Here is a 16,968-nt window from a genome sequence, read left to right as displayed (position 1 = left end):
CATCGGATGAGAAACCGGAAATCATTGTTTTCGGCAGAAGTGTAAAAGGCAAACGAGCAAAAAGTGTCAAAATCAACTTGACGTCTACACAACTTGGATGTGGTAGTTCAGTTGTACTTTCGCGGTTCGCCATTCCGTCATCTTGAAGCGTGTTTTCGGTAAGGGGCGCAAGGTCGCGCTCTCCTCTTCCGTGAACACGCTTTTTCTTGAACCGCTTCTTTTTTGGAACTCCTGGGTGTTCATCTCCTCGAGCCTTGAATGGATTTCCTTGTTCAGATCCTCGATGTGGAAACACTGGTAATTCCGTAACGCCGCGATGATCTGACGTGAAAGGAAGCCGACCGCACCCTCGACGCTCGGCTTGTCTTTCGGTTTGCGGATGCGACTAGGCACGACGACCGTCCGATAATGGTCCGCCAGCTCACGGTAAGCCTCATTCACCTGTGAGTCGCCTCGGCGATGCTTCGTGATTCCGGTCTTGAGGTTGTCCGGAACCAGCGTCTCGGTGACGCCGCCGAAGTATTCGAAGGCGTGTACGTGCGCAGTCAGCCACGATCGCGACTTCATGTCGAGGAAGGCCTCGGCGTAGAAATATTGGCTGTACGGAAGCGCGGCGACAAAGACATAGGCCTCAATCTCCTCGCCGGCGGCACTGTCCATGATTTTCAGCGTCGCTCCGGCCCAGTCGACCTCTAAGACTTCGCCCGGCTTCCGACGGATGGGCATGGTCAGCTTGTACTTCTTTGCGTATGATCCATACTTCTCTGTGAAGGAGCGATAGGCATACGGGATTCTACCTGCGTCTCTCGCCGTGCTGCAGTATTCGTGGTGAAGCAGCTTCAATGTCACGTTCTTCTTCTGTAGCTCCTTGTGAATCATCTCGAAATCGACAGGGTGGTAACCCTTTTCCATCGGTTCACGCTCAGGGAACAAGAACTCATACAGCCATTTTTTTGTCATCCTGTCTTCCAAGCTGTCGATGCCACGTTCAGTGGCCCGTTGAATCACATCGCTCACCGTGTTCCTCGAATGTCCGGTGCTCGCACTGATCGTGCGTTGACTGATCCCATCAAAATGAAGTTCCAGTATCTTGCGACCATCAATCAAAACAAAACCCCCATACTTCAATGTCATGCCGACGGCATGCATCTCAAGTATAGGGGAGAAAAGGTATTAAGCGTATAAGTGGTATAGTGTCCGCACTGAGTGGCTCAGTTGTCCGCACTCGGTGGCTCAGAAGAATGCACAAGTGGCTCATTTTAAATGCAATAATCAACAAACACATAAGCATACAAAAACCGCTTCTACGCATTGGTAGAAGCGGCTGTTTTGTTATACGCCGAGAATCGCGAACGAGACTCCGACGACACCGATGAGCGCCATCGCGTACACCGGTACGCGTGGCATTTCACCGTTATTATCGAGCGCCTTCCCGAACATGTAGAACACGATCGGGTGAACGAGGAACGGCATCGAGAAGATGAGCGGGATGAGAAGCGACGCTTCCGTCCCGAACATACCGCCTTGGACGGCTGCGAAGAGACCAAAGTGCGAGATGGCTGACGATTGAGCCATCGTCGTGTAGTCGAACGCGATCGTGCTGAAGCTGAGTATGACGAGTCCACCGAAGACCGCCATCATCTGCCAACCGAACGAAAACTGCATGAGCGCCTTCACTTCTTTGAAGTCTTCTCCGTTGGCACCGCGCAAGTTTTTGAGCGAGAGTGCTGTTAACGTGAGACCGACCAAGACGATGATTGCCGTTGGCCAGATCCAGAGCGCTCCATTGTCGGCACTGACTGCCAAAATCGAGAACACGAAGATGTGACCGAAGAACGGGATGTTAATCATGATTGGGGCACGTTTGGCTGCCACTTGACCGAAGTCACCGGCCGTACATGCGCCTGTGAGACCACTGTGCGAGAGCGAGCCGGCCATACCTGGTGCGAGGTTGCGGATGTGTCCTGTGCGGGCGAACCACATGAGGAGCGCAATCCCACCGAACATCCAGAACAATTGACCGAAGAAACCGTACACGAGAATCGAGTTCATGCCTTCGATGGCGAACGCATCACCGATCCGTGAACCACCGACCATGAAGTTGGCGGCCAAGACGACCGGGATCCCGGCGAACAGAAGCGCACGAACGGTCGGTCCATACGTCCAGTTGTGGAAGATGGCACCGAGTGCTGACGAAAGCAACATGGCGAAGAAGATTTGCGGAAGCGCGATAATCGGCTGTACTGCCACGGCGATGCCGTACGACACGAACAAGATGACGAGCATCAAGACTGTCTCGATGACGCCTTTACGCATGTATACCTTCTTATCGTCGATTTGCGCCTTGTGGTCGATCAAGAGGAACGATGCCGCGAGACCGATCAACGCGAGGATCGGATAGTAGAGCATGATGCCCTCTGCCGCGCCCGGTTGAATCATCATGCGGAAGAACCCTTCGAGACCGACGAGCAAGAAGAATGAACGGAGGATGAAGATGAACTGTGTCCGCCCTGTCCCAAGGAACATCTCTTCTTTCGATGGCACGACGATGTCTTTCATGTCGAGCTCTTGCTTGCTTAAAATCTTGCGGAGCTCTTGGCCACCGACGAAGAACGATACGACGAGCGCGATGATCGTCGTCCGTGACATGAAGTCGACGAGCGGGAACTCAGGGAGACCCGGTGTCGCGATGCCCATCTCGACCATGGCGAAGCCAAGTCCGAGACCGAAGATGACGATGACGAGGATTGGCGAGAACCGTGAACCGGCCACGACCATCCGCGATAAAATGACCATCGGGATGACGAAGGCCATGAGCAACCAGAATTGGTTAAGTAATTGTACTTGCGATAACTGCTGAACGATTTCCATGGATAAACCCCTTATACATTTTTTTCACACTGTTTCGAAGTTTACAGGATTGAACATTCTGTGACAAGGGGGTGTGACGTATTGTAAACATTGAAAGCGGAACCAACTGAAATGGTTCCGCTTTCGGTTACTTATTTGGTTGGCGAAGGCCCCAGATTCCCTTCCCTTTTCCTTCAACTGCGTAAAACAAATCTCTTTCTCCCCGGTAAATATCACAGTCACTTGAATGCATGTGGATATGCTTTCTGACTTGAGATTTCCAATCTTTGTATCCGTCTAGACCAAGTTGATAAAATGACTTTTCAACATAATCATAGATTTCCTTCAAGGTAGCAGTCCCACCATAATGACGAATCGCAAATTCAATTTTCCTCACTAAATCTAGACGCATGGTCACTCCTCCGAACTTGTCTCTAATTCTTCGAGCAATTTGTAAAGAATGTACTTCATTTCGTCTGCTTGCATTGTTCTACCACTAGATTTTACTATTCGCTGTACATTATTAAATACTGTCTTCCCTTTTACCGATAGTTCCACTTTTTGAATAGTTGCAGTCGTTTGATCGTTTGTTACGATTCGAATCGTCTCCTCATCGTCAGAAACGACTAGTAATCGTTTTAGTGATGATTGAAACGAATCAAGAGTGACGTCCGACCATTCTTCAAGACGCACTCCAACTGTTTTGCGAATCAAGACTACTAACCAATCTTCTTCACGTTCCATTGTACTGACCACGTCGAATAAAATTGGATTTTTTGATATTAAATCATGGTTCAACTCAATCCATTCATCTAGGTCCTCTCGAACTCCTAAGACATTTAATGCTTCTTCTTTAAGGTCATGTTTAGCATTGGTTAGATGGTTTTCTAAGCCTTGTTTCACGGTAGAGAAGTTACCATCAATTTGTCCTACTAGTTTATGAAGCCGTGTCGCTGCATCCATTGGGTCGATTTCACTGTATCGAATGATTTCTTTGAATTCGATGATTGATTCAGCTTGTTGAGAAGTGATTTGAGTATATCTCGGCAATTGACGCAACCATCTTCTTAAGTTGCTAAACAGTTGAACCGGGTGTTCTTCAAATGAATTTCCAAAGAAGGTCTCATTCACTCCTAAAAGAGAATGACGAATGTTTTGGTCCATTTTAAAGAACTCGAATTCATAAAAACTGGCTTCTTGTTCAAGGATTGAATACAACAAATCTGCGTTCATCTCTTCAACAAATAGCCCATTAGCGTAGAAGGAAAGTTGATGCCAATAGTCTTTTAGTAAAGCAACTGTCAGAATCGGAACAATTGGTTTTCTCATGCCATAAGGCTCTTTCTGTAAAACTTGCATAAGTGTTAACAAATTACCACGATCTGAAGTCTCAAGATAATTTAGCATTGATGCTCGCATATTTTTCAATATGTCTGAATTTAAGTTCGTTAAGTTAAATGGGTCGATTTGATTGTTTTTCAAAATCGAGACATAAATTAAGTAGTCTGGACCAAACCCATCTATCTCGATACCTTCGATTGCACGACTCTTCATCAATTTATCAAGTACACCAACCGCCGCATTACGTTGAACTTTTGAAACCTTTTGCTTGTTGAATCCTTCATTTCGTACCTCTAACGTCTCATTAAATCGTTCGCTCATCCAATTTGATAAGAAATTTTCAAGCGCAAATCTAGACGTAATTCCTTTGACTTTTTCGTTACCGTAAAACCAGTTCAAATGTTGAGGACTAAAGTTTTCAAGTGGCGATAAATACTGTTGGATTTCAAAAATCAGATTTTCCATCCGGTAACCGATTTCGGATTCCAACTGCTCATCTGTCTTCAAAAGCACCTTATCACTTAACATGTGCATGAGTGTGCGATATTCATCAATCTTCTCGACCAGTTCTTGTTTATCTAATTTAAATTCAACAAACAGTCTTTGGTTATCTGCAGTTGAATGGTCAATTAATTGAAGATGTGAATTTTCTGTTTCAGCTGAACTTAGAATGACAGACAACTCACCATCCGCTGCCGTCTGTTTTTCCGAAATTGACTCCACATCAAAATAAAAAGCGACCTCAATGTATCTCGTCATACTTTTTTCGCTGTTGTATGTTAACGGCAGATAATACTTGTTCTTAATTAATTCTTTCAATGGTTGTGCTCTTAAAAAATCATCATCTTTTATCTTCAAACGATATTGTTGAACCAATTCGTCAAGCTCTAAAATTGAACCTGTATACATTTCATAAGAATTTGTGATTCGGTTATATCTCAGTAATTTCACTTGAATCAACTCATCGATAACCGCTTTTGCCTCATCTACACTGATTCCAAGTGCGAAACTGATTAAATCTTCTTTAATTGCAAACTTCCCTTTGAAGTTCTCAAGAAGCGTGAGTAACTTGATTAGACGAAGAGCTGAATCGGTTACCCCATAACTTACGGCGAAACGATACTGTTTTAATTCTTCGATACGATAATATAGTGTTTCATCAGAGTAAAAGTAGTCGAACAATTCGTCCGCATAATACCACTTTGTCTCGTCGAATTTGCCATCAAACTGGGCTAAGAACATGTATAACGTACGCTCGTTTTGACCAAGAATATTCGACAAATGTGGCAAGAGATAAATTGTTAACGGATGAATCGGCTGACATCCTTCTAATATAGTTCCGTCTATTTCTTGTGAAGACATCTGAGGAAATAAATTGAACTTAGTTATGTCAATTTTATATCGCTCAATGTCATTTTGAAGAAATAGACTAGGCGTATTTAATTCATCTTGACGCCCTAACACCTTAAAGGCAGAACGATAAAAAAGTGAAGAGTCGCTCTCTAAATAATGTGCACGGAAACGCTTTTCGACTCGCTCTAATTCCGACTTTGAAAAGCTATTTTTTTCTGCATATTGCCGTAAACCAGAGTGCGTAATAAACAACACTCCTAAGTTTTCAAGTCGATTCGAAAGTTCGGCTAAATCTTGCATTTCTTGCATTGCTTTGTACGTGCTAGCTTTATCAAGCAGCTGGAGAAAACGTCCGAACTCATCGTAAGTAATGAATAACCCAATTTTTTGTTTCTTTAACTGCTTCAAAATATATTCTAGCTGTTCTAATTCGTTCGCTGAAGAAGTGACAGCTAAAGTAGCACCTGAAGTCAAAATCGTATAGTACTTTTTAAAAGTCTCTGATGCTTCTTTATTTCCTGCTTTTATCTGAGCTACTAGTGCATCAATACTTTGGTCATCTTGCGCACACAAGTCTTTCAAATTTGAGTACGTATTATGATAATTCTTGCGCCAATTCTTAATCGTTTGAACAATTTGTTCTTCTTCACCTTTTAAGCTAAAAGAAATATCTTCATCTTTTAACGCTTTAATCGTATTTTGAAGAATAACTTCTGCTAGTTTCCCAGAGTGTCCAACAATTGCTACAGGAATCCATCGCTTTTCTTTAGACCGGATTACGTTCTCCAAATACGAGCTTTGCTCTTGATTGATTTGCGCGACGTTAGAATAGAAACCTTTTAACGCTTTCCCATTACGTCTACTCATCATCAAGTTTGAAATAATTGCTCCAACCATTGACTTCCCTGCACCATACGGACCTATCAATAGATGGGCATTCGTTATTTCACTAGGATTTGTGACCGTCTCTAGCACTGTTTGAATGATATTCAGCTGCTTATCATTTGGTACAAATTGTGTAAGTAAATTGTCCTTATGGAAATCGTACGAAATATTAACACTTGGTTGAAACTTATGCATAGCTACTTACCTCTTTACTATATTGTTTATATCTTTCTTCAAGTGCTGAGATTGATGATACTTCTTTAGTCAGCAGTACCGTATCGAGCTTGTTTGTACGAATAAACCGTAATGGATAGTCTTCAGTCATCTGCGTAACATATTCCACAATCGCGCTTCTCGAAAGATTAAACACCTTCCCCCAAAGTTCTGGAGCCTCAGCTAATTCTTCGACTGCAAATTCAGTCTGTCCATGTTTTTCTGAATAGATTAAAAGTGACATGAATAAAATGTCCCGGATTTCTTCCACATCCGCAAACGACTTGGTGTAGTAATTGTTTACGCTTTTAGAAACCATCTCTAAATTTTCGAGCGGACATGAAATGACATCTTCAGGAGTAAGTTGTTTATAATCTTTCAACGAATACATGTTGAGAAGACAATCTATATCTCGCTTCAATGTATTTTCAGAGACACTCTTCAACCCGTTCACTTCTACCCATTTTTCTAAAGACCTCGTTAAACGTTCACGATCAAACACTGATTCTCGATACTCATTAAAGAACCAATACCAAGTCGTAGCGATGTCTTTGTTCGTGACCAAATTATAATGCAACATTCCTAACGTCAGCCCATGTTGCAGATGTCGATCATAACGGAACACGACATTTCCAAAATCAGTGAAGGCATGAACTGTTTGTTTCCCCTTCTGCTCCTCGATAACATTTGTAGCAATCAACCAATGTCGCAAAGATTTCGCCATGTTTTTTCCTAATCCTAATACCTCAAAGTGATTTTTTTCATAAAAAAATCTAGAGTTCTGATTAACGTGTGTCAATCCTTTATTTATCCACGAAGGTCGAAAATAAAAACTCTGATGTTGTCCAAATCCCATAATTTTCCCACCTATCTTCCAAAAGAAGTGAAGTAGCTACTTATGCAGCTACTTCACGGGTTTATTTCTTAAAGTATTGCATCAATGCACGTAAAGCGAGCGGTTGTAAGTATGGACTCTTGCCTCGTGCCGGTTCTTTGTTTGTCTTGAATAGATAGTCACCTTTTCCAGCCAAATTCTCCCCGCCTGACGTATCCATTACTACGTTCGAAGCTACGCCGTCTGTGACGCGAAGACATAACCGTGCTGCCAAGTTGTTCTTGATGGTTGTACTGATAATCTCAGCCTTTGGAGATTGCGTACAGACAATCATATGGATGCCTGCCGCTCGCCCTTTTTGGCCTAGACGCTTGATAGCAGTCTCGATTCGCTGAGCGAACTCTTTATCCTGCATCATGAAGTCTGCAAACTCGTCAAATACAATCACCATTCTTGGCATGATTTCGTCATGTCGGTTTTCTTGAATTAACAGCTCATTGTATTCCATTAGATTCTTAGCAAACGCATCTCGGAATTTGCTATAACGATGCTCCATCTCTGCAATCATAACATCTAAATAATCTGCTGATTCGTTCAAGTCTAATAAAACTTTCTCTGTATGCTTGACCCCATCAAACATTGAGAACTCAACTTGTTTAGGATCGATGAAAACAAACTGTAGTTCATTCGGGTCATAGAGGCACATCATCGACATGACAATCGAGTTTAAGCTAACGCTCTTCCCACTTCCTGTCGATCCCGCCACCAACATGTGTGGCTCCGTGCCATTAAAATCAACGGTCATGACTTCATTCAAAGGACTCAAACCAATCGGAACAATAAATCCTTTTTCTAAGTCTTGATTTGTCACATTGTTACGTACATACTTCATAAATTGTGAGAAGTAGATGGTATCAGGATCATTTCGATTGATATCAATGTTAATCCCGTTACGATCACTGAAAATGGTCGGTGGAGAATCAATATGCAACCAAAGCGGCATATCTTTCGCCTTTTTCTCTACGGCTGTGATGCTTTGGTTCGGCGGAATTCTTCCGATAATCCGAATGACACTTGCCCCTACAATTGTACGTTCTACAGTAAACTGCACTCCATTAATTCTTAGCTTGGTTTGCAAAGTGTCTGCGTAACGATTACCAAGCTCTTGAAGAGCCGCGTCAAACGATTCTTCGTTCGGGACCTGAACATTTGATAGCGCAATTTCTTCTGGATACTGATCCGCAGGTAACGCCTTTGGTTCAACTGGGTCAACTGGGTTACCCGATTCATCTCGCGCACCTTGGCCCGTAGGCGATTGAATCGGCATTACAGAAGAAGAATTATCTCCTTGTTCTCCTTCTGGAACTTTCGGTAGCCCCTTATCAATTGGCTTAACAACAACACGAACAGGATTCGGCTCAACAATTCTACCCTCATCCCCAATTTCTAACTTCACTTCAGCGCTAGAAACATTCATCTCTGAAAGGATGTACGATCGCGTGAACGTATGAACAGAAATACCCTCTTCATCCTCACGTTCAAAATAATGACCTGGTGAAAGTTCAGTTCTACCTTCAAACACAGTGTTCTTATTATGAATGTACGCATAAATCGACTTCGTGAATGAGAAGTTGATTTTTACATTCGGATTATGCTTGAGTTCGTGAAGAAGTGCTAACTCGTACTCCTCATATGCGCGTTTATCCTCGAGGTGGAGCAAGAACGAATTGAGATACAACTCTCTCTCAAGAGTGGATTCAAATCGTCTAAAGAATTTCTGCAGTGCTCTTTCTCCTGATAGTAATTGAACTTTAGCATCTGTCACTTCACTAACATAGCTTTCTTCCTGAATGAGCTTTAGCTCGACTAAGTCAAAGTTAATGTCATACGTTTCAGTATTTGCAGAATATTGAATCGTTGTCTTTAGTAAATCCGGGCGTTTTTGTCGTGTTCTAAACCATTCTAGCTCGTCACACATGTCCCATAGAACGACAGCATCTTGATGATTACCACTTTGAGCAACCGTCAGATATACAGATAAAAATTCGTTTACAAATTTACCCGGCCCTAATGCACGGAGCACGAGACCGCCAGATAAATCTTTTACAATTTTTAAAGACTCATCTACTTTCTGTTCATCCAACGTCGTGACTTTCAATTGGTCTTTTAATCGACTATGGAGTCTAGTTCGATAGTAGTTCGTCTCAACGTCTTTCTCAGAAGATCTTCGAATGGAATCTGAAGAAGAAACGAGCACTTTGATTTCTTCTTTACCAGAGCGGTTTACGTGATAGCGAATAATATTTGACCCTTCCGCAACTTGTTTCATGAGGAGCGGATCCATAAATTTGTCGTAAGTAATGACCCAATTGAATTTTTCATGTGCCATCTTATACAACGTATTTGTTTCAGTCCGAGTTACAGAAAGACGCCCTTTTAATAATCCGATTTTTTCAGGTTCAATCACTAGGCCGTCTTTTAGAATAGCCTGCATGTTATAAAACTGTTGCATGAGCTTCGGTTGTGTCGGTGACACGTAGCTGATTAGTCGTGTCCCCTCTTTAATCGATTTGAATTCACGATTTTCATAGAACGCCCACTGCTTATCATCGAGCTCACATTCTTTATGCGCTTCAAGATAAAACTGATGCGGAATTTTAAGGTTATCTTGTTGTCCAAAATAATCAATAAAAACAGCTAAATCGAAATCAAGCATCAATGTATCCAATTTTTCTTCAAGCGTTTTTGAATCGCTAAATGGTAGAACATTAATTTCTAGTCGTGGAAATTCTCCAAATGCATCAACAGCATTCATATATTCTTCTTGGGACTGTATCCATTGATTGATTTCGTCGTACAGCATCGCTGCCCGAGCTGGACTATGAATCGTGACATTTAATTTCCTAACACTATCTTTCTTAAGAATTTGCTCAATACTCTTTTTAACAAACTCTAGATTCGTTACGTATAAGAATAAGATATCTAAGCAATCCGCTGTGTATGGATAAACACGCACATAATCGTGAGCAACCTTCTCAATCTCTTTAGCAAATGAAGTTGCTTGAGAAGCAACACTCTCAATTTCTCCTCCTTCAAGGTAAGTACCCTGCCCATAAAATTCATCTTGAGCGAAAAGATGATGACTTTCACGCGATACATAATATGAAGGAGCTAAGTTTGCAAAAGAACCTCTTAAATACTCTTTATACTGTTTCAGGTCTTCTACATCTTGAATCTTGTTTCGTCCTTGAGACGTGTCTGAAAGATCTGCAATCAATTTGCCAAAGTGAACAAGCTTATACCCATAAGCAATGAAACGAACCGGGTTGAAAATGGATACAATTTTCCGTTCCACTTCCGACTGTCTACTGTTTTTTGTTTCAACGATATTTATCGTTCCTATGTCATTCAATAGTGAATAAACTTTCCGAACTCCATCGACATCTGCTTCGGAACAGTTTAGGAATTCTTGTGTAAGAATCGCAGCTTTTGTTATGTCATCAATTGTTGCCCCACGCTCTTCATTTAAGACAGTCTGAAGAAGCGCAGTGTACTCTTTATTGAACTCATCAAATTGCTGAATCGGTTTTAGCAATCGTTTGTCAGTAAGCGATGTAAATTTCGTTTGTTTTGAAAGATGGTCTCGGAAATCCTGTTCGCTTGGAGTTCCGCGCTTGACATCGATGTATTGTAAATATCCATTCTGAATCTGATTGATAAACTGCGAGAAGCTATTTTCACTTATTGCTTCACCGGCATCAATTTTAAATTCTGTTTTAGCCAATGGTTCTTCATTTCGAAGAAGTCTTAAAGTCACTTTAAGCACTTCTATTTCTTCTGAAACGTCTTCTACACCCTTCAGATGAGACAAGACAATAATATTAGATGAGAGCATAGATAACGATTTCAAATGGAAATTAAAGAATGTCGCCTGTTTTTCTGACAATTTTTGCGTTTCGTCAACAAAAAGTTCAAACGAAAGATTCCCTTCAAATTTCTCATGATCGATATCTTCAAGCATTACTAAACTCTCAGACAGTACAGCCTCAAAGATATCAATATATTCAGAAGGGTTCTCTAACTTATTTTCAAGATTGACAATCTTTTTTAGGATTACTTCTTTCTCTAATTCTTCTTCAAACTCTTCTCTAAATTCTCGGATAGCATCTAGATCAGACTTAGCGTTTACGGCCTCCACACCTTTATCGAACCGATTTTCCGCATCGAGTTTTTGTTGTTTCAACTGATTTTCTTCTTCGGCAGTCTCCGCAAGGTCGATTGCTATAACGTACTTATCAATCAAAATATCTCGCGCATTGTTCAATTTATCCTTTAGAGAATTCGATACCTTAAATCCAAATATCCGCTCCGCATCCGTATACGATACTAATGACAACAAATCGTTATTTTTGCGTTCAATAAATTCCATAGCCTTCTCAAGGAAATGAACTTCATCCTTGAATTGATTCCACATCTCTGAGGAGTAGTTTGTCTTTTCCTCATTCGACATGAAATTTTCAACATTTTTAGAAAGCTTTTCAGAATCCAGATAAGACACCATTGTTTTTCTTAAATGACTCAACAAGAAATTTTTTCTCAATTGCTTTCGCAGTGCTTCTAATGATTCAAATTTTAAAAACTCATCTTTAAATAAGCGGAAATGAGGCAGCTGTTTTCCAAGAATTGTTTTAAAAGGTTCATCTGAATCATTTTTAGTCTGGATGACATCCTCTAAGTAAGCAATCAACATAGAAAGTTGTAAATCTAGTTCATTCTTATACTGATAAGCACCAATCAATCTCATTAAATCTTTAATCTGATGCGGTTCTAAGTAAGAATTTTCATGAAGCGATTCATCGAGGCTGCGCAATCCTTCCGACGACAACAATTGTGTCTCATCGATTGCGACGATGTCCTTTAAGCTTTGAGCTTCGGGTGTTTTCTCGTTCATTAATAAAATGAGGGCTTCATTAGATTTCACATTGTTTCTTAACCAGACGCCATTTTCATTTTCATTTAAGACGAACGAATCAAAACCCTCTATCTGTTTAATTGTTCGAATTACAGGGTGATAGAACGATTTAAATTGACTTTCATCTTCTAAGAGTGCATTTAGTATGGCTGGGAAGTAATCTTCGTTAATTCCCTCGATTTTAATGAGTACTTTCTCGGCATTTTTCTTTTTGTGATCCTTGAGATAATTTAATAGGTATTGCGCGATCCAATGCCCGATGATTGTCTCTTTATAGGAAGTGCTTACTGGCATATTCATAATCTCCTTTAGCTAGTTTCGGATTATGCGAAATAAGGATTGCGGATCAAAGCGGTAGCATCTGAATACTCTTGCAATAATCCATTCTGTTTTAATTTCTGTCTCATTTTCTTTTCATTACTTCTAAAATGGGATAGATTGATGCCTTCTTTCGAATAGAGACCGGAAACTTTTGCTGCATTTTCGCCGATGATAATTTGATATTTTTCATAAAGTCTATGCAAAAAATCATCGTATGGAAGTGTAACTTCTCCATCTAAAGTTGCATACACTAAAGCACTTAAAATATTGTCATGCAGTACATAACGAGCTTTAGCTCCTTTACCTGAGATAATGAATTGTCCGTCTCGTGCCAACGTCTTCATGATTGGTAATTGTGACTTAGACAAATCCTCCATATACAACTCAACAATACGTAATCTTAGCATTTTTTTTGCTTTTCCAATATTTGATGTTTCAAGAGCTTCGATGAGCTTTTTCTTCTTAGGCTTATGAATTCCCTTAAGGTTCAACTCTTCAAAAAACGAGGTGTACCATTCTTCTTTAGGTTTATCAGATTCATGTCTATTTAGTATCCAATTCCGAATTTTTTCTTCAGCTCGTTCTTCCGGAAACACTTCTGCAACTTGTTTCTCGACAAATGTTTTATAGGCTTCACTTACAACAGCCTCGTGAATACGATATGAGTCTTGAGCTAAGAATTTTACGGACTTATTTTGTCCCTCGAAGCAATCAATAAAGTAATGAGTTTTCTCTTGTACAATTTGCTCTGCTTGATGGATCATATATCTATGAAGTTGGAATGTAATTAGTGCAGTTAAAATATCAAACATTTCATACACATCAATCTTTAATTTTAATAAGGAATTAAGTTCTTGAGCGAAATCTTCGTACAATGGTAAATCAGTTTGAGGAAGCTTCGGATACTCTGTAATTTCTTTGCCTTTGAACAGTTCTTCTAGTTTTGTCTCTTCAAACAATGGAGCTGGCAGCTCAGTTGTGGAAGTGCTATATTCGGCAAACGCTTCATTGATTTGATTTATGACTGTAATTAAGCCACTCGAAGTTGAAAGAAGTCTCTTTAAATTATCTTCAATACTTGTACGAAGATTAGGGTGATTTAATGTTCCATAATGAATCATTAAGAAATATAATTCACCTCCGCGAGCAAAGAAATTTCGTTCATAGCTAATGCTATAGTTACTTGATTTTCCTTTGTCACGATTAACACGTACTTCAGAAAAAAGTAAGGATTCGTGTAGCGGGTACATCATTTGAGCATACCAAGATCTATCAACTGGTTTTCCCATAGGCGTTGTTAGAGGAATAGTCAAATTTTTAAAAAAAGTTTGAAGGTCTTCAAACTGTTTATCGTTGATTCCAAGTTTTTCTTTGATGACGGTTTTTTTGTCATCTTCAAAAATCGCAATGTGTCCTTTAGAACCTTCTTTTTCACCTTCATAGACAAATTGTCGAAATTCAAGCATTTTACGTCGATTATAATATTTTTTCTCCAAACTAAACTCGGTTCCAACAAATACGTTTAAGAACTCAAGAGTGTATTCCGGTCCCCTTTGACCATCTTTGAAGCGATGACCCCATATTTTTTCACCAATTTTACTAGAGAAGAATGTTTCTTCTTGTCCCATAAAAGATCCTCCTATTCTTTAAATCTCTGATTTTAAAATTCTTCTTCCTCATAGTCTTCTTCATGATTTTCTAAGTCACTTGACTTGATTTCAATTGTTTCAAGCACAAAAGCACCTTGGTTATAATCGAATTTCAAAATTTGTAGGATATCCTCATCTTGTTTTTTCAAAGGGATTAATCTGTTGCGGAAGCTATTAAGTAGAATCTCTACGTGTTCCCGAAGTACATTTAACATTCCACCATTGCTTAAACGCATCAAGTATTCGAACGTAACTAAGTTTACTTCGAGTTCAACACCATTGATATTTAATATTAACGTTGTACTTGATTGATCAATATCCTCATTTTTTTGTTGAACAATAAAATTGATTTGATCGAGCCCAATAATTTGATGTACCAATAAACTATCAGATGCCACATACAATTGATGTGAAGGAGAATACACCATGCGTTTCGCAAAGAACGTATTCAAACCATCAACTAGTTTGATTTTTGTACTGTGCTCAATTCTACCGTAATGTAAAATGCTAATGAACTCGTGACGGTTGCGATACGGAATCAACTTTTCAACTTTTTTGCTGTCTTTCGATTCGAATTCAAAATAGTATTTTCTTCGTAATCGTGGGAACCATTTATTCATAAGTTCTATGCCATTCACGTTATCGCCATTAATATTAGAACGGTACATTTTTACCTCTTCATAATAAGCTCCGTTCTCCACATCGATACCTTCTTTGAATAACGTCTTATGTGCGTCTTTTGTTTTTTCTTGACTACTTAAATCACCATTTAAAAGAAAGTCATCAATCAAAGAATCAGAAATGTACCCTGGATCTAGCGATTTGAACTCTTGAATACCAGTAATCTCCTCAAATACTTCAGGTCTTAAATTATTTCCGAAGAAATTTTCGTAATACGATTTTTTGGCCAACTCTTCAATAGCTTCACTTTGTGAAGCCTCATGAATATTTCGGCAAGTCATTCCTCCGGTGTGAGTATAGGCAAGATGAATGAGCAGCTCACGCATCGTCATATGTTTTCCGTTCATATCAAGTGATTTATACATACGCATCATACGATTGCGAGTCGTTTTACTGCTCATCGCAACATGATTATCATTAATGATGCATTTATGACGACTTGAGCATTCACCACAGATGCTCCAATTTTCGTCTTCGTTCCACCCCTCAATGATTTTCTCCGCATAAACCGATGATGAAGCATACAGGAGATTATAAACCTTCACATGCTCCGCCTCTTTAAACTCCCTATTCGGTGACATGAATTGTGGGATGATTACGTCTTTCAAAGACTTAAGTTCTGGATACTTCACTAAGGTGTGTGTCAGTTTTCCTTCGTTCGCCGCAATTAAAAAGTAGAGTTTTGTTTGATTTTCCTCTAGTGTTTCTTGCATTTTTTTCAACTCTGAAACAATGATTTCGTCACGTAATTCAGACAAATCCTTGATTATTCGAATTGTATAATCTTTGTATGTAATTTCCTCTATGCCAGACTCTGGCCATCCCTCAAATTCTTTTTTCGCTAGTTGATCATACACGTTTCGGCAAATACGAGTTTTACCGTCTCCTGCATTACCTGTGATAATAATTGACCGTGGGGACGTTGATAATTCATCGATGATTTTTTGATTTATATTCGTGTCGATACTGTATTCAATTTTCTTAGTATGCTCATCAAAAATTTTCGAATAATCAGCTGTAGTTAAATCATATTGATGCATAAAATCTACAAAAGGATTTATCTGCTCTTTGAGTGGTGTTGGCATAACCCGCTCTTGTTCTGTAATTAATTCTTGGGTCATATGAATAATCTTCTCCTTCTCTTTTTCTGCAACTTCGAGTGGTAGACTATCTAGTTCAGCCACTTCCTCCTCAATATCGACTGAATCACTCTCAATTTGACTCACCTTAACCACTTCTTCATTGATCGCGCCTTGAGGTGATGGTTTTAATTCTGTGATGGCAATAGCTTCTTCACTTTCTTTTTTTGAAGTCTTCCCAAAATCCAAAACCCACGACTCACCCAATTGCATCAAAATATTTAGTGCCTCGTTAGCTTCATTTTTTGTAATATCTCGCTTCGTCACGATGTCACAAATCTCTAAAAATCTGACACCTTCACGATAATTTCTCATCGAGAGATTGTATTTTGTTTTTAGCACTTTCCAGCCGTATTGAATGGAATGTGCTTCGTAATATGACTTTGGAATAGGTGTGTAGTTATAGAAGTTGCTAAGGTCTTTCATCCATTTAAAAGCCATTGGAAGGAATAGTGATTGCATGTATAAAACTTGTTCTGTCGGATTGAACTCTATCATCCGGTTTACGTCTTCATAAGAAAATGAGATATCCTCGTTCGAAAGATTAGTTAAGTGTTCCCAAGTCTCTTCTGGTCTCATTTTTAATCGTCCTTTCATTTCTCGGTGGAAAAATATAAATAAGATTCACAATTTCGTTTCTTCCTATTATTGTAATATTAATGTATGGTAAATAAAAGGGGTTCTGAAGGAATATAGTAGGGTTGTCACATTTTTTTACATGGCTATACT

The 16,968-nt window shown here is 39.8% G+C and carries 8 protein-coding genes; all 8 read right to left on the bottom strand.

The genetic code is table 11. The features are described from left to right. Positions 1-84 precede the first annotated feature (84 nt). The 8 genes from istA to KNP82_RS14740 all read right to left on the bottom strand — a co-directional run bounded on the left by istA (position 85) and on the right by KNP82_RS14740 (position 16,818). Entirely contained in the window at positions 85-1,107 is a 1,023-nt protein-coding gene (gene istA, locus KNP82_RS14775) for an IS21 family transposase (RefSeq protein ID WP_251128782.1), read from the bottom strand. A 225-nt stretch (positions 1,108-1,332) separates the two neighbouring features. Next, positions 1,333-2,871 carry a hypothetical protein gene (locus KNP82_RS14770; protein ID WP_021066805.1) on the bottom strand — a complete coding sequence of 513 codons (1,539 nt, stop codon included), beginning with the start codon at positions 2,869-2,871 and terminating at the stop codon, positions 1,333-1,335. Between the two features lie 127 nt (positions 2,872-2,998). After that, positions 2,999-3,262: a hypothetical protein gene (locus KNP82_RS14765; RefSeq protein ID WP_214710459.1), complete on the bottom strand. Its 264-nt coding sequence runs from the start codon at positions 3,260-3,262 to the stop codon at positions 2,999-3,001. Between the two features lie 2 nt (positions 3,263-3,264). After that, a complete protein-coding gene (locus tag KNP82_RS14760) occupies positions 3,265-6,624 on the bottom strand; it encodes a hypothetical protein (RefSeq protein WP_214828663.1) in 3,360 nt (1,119 codons plus the stop codon). After that, positions 6,617-7,498, bottom strand: a complete 882-nt coding sequence (locus KNP82_RS14755) for a DUF4007 family protein (RefSeq protein WP_214828660.1) — start codon at positions 7,496-7,498, stop codon at positions 6,617-6,619. The genes KNP82_RS14760 and KNP82_RS14755 overlap by 8 nt, the downstream gene beginning before the upstream one ends. Before the next feature lie 61 nt (positions 7,499-7,559). Beyond that, positions 7,560-12,743 (bottom strand): FtsK/SpoIIIE domain-containing protein, encoded by a 5,184-nt coding sequence (locus KNP82_RS14750; RefSeq protein WP_214828657.1) that lies wholly within the window; start codon positions 12,741-12,743, stop codon positions 7,560-7,562. A 29-nt stretch (positions 12,744-12,772) separates the two neighbouring features. Further along, on the bottom strand, positions 12,773-14,398 hold the full coding sequence (locus KNP82_RS14745) for a hypothetical protein (protein ID WP_214828655.1): 1,626 nt from the start codon (positions 14,396-14,398) through the stop codon (positions 12,773-12,775). A 32-nt stretch (positions 14,399-14,430) separates the two neighbouring features. After that, positions 14,431-16,818 carry a hypothetical protein gene (locus tag KNP82_RS14740; RefSeq protein WP_214828653.1) on the bottom strand — a complete coding sequence of 796 codons (2,388 nt, stop codon included), beginning with the start codon at positions 16,816-16,818 and terminating at the stop codon, positions 14,431-14,433. Positions 16,819-16,968: the final 150 nt, after the last annotated feature.

Origin of the sequence: Exiguobacterium sp. s26 (assembly GCF_018618235.1) — a bacterium.
Classification (GTDB): domain Bacteria; phylum Bacillota; class Bacilli; order Exiguobacteriales; family Exiguobacteriaceae; genus Exiguobacterium; species Exiguobacterium chiriqhucha.
Note: the sequence above shows the minus strand (reverse complement) of the source record. Positions and strands in the feature narration are given on the sequence as shown.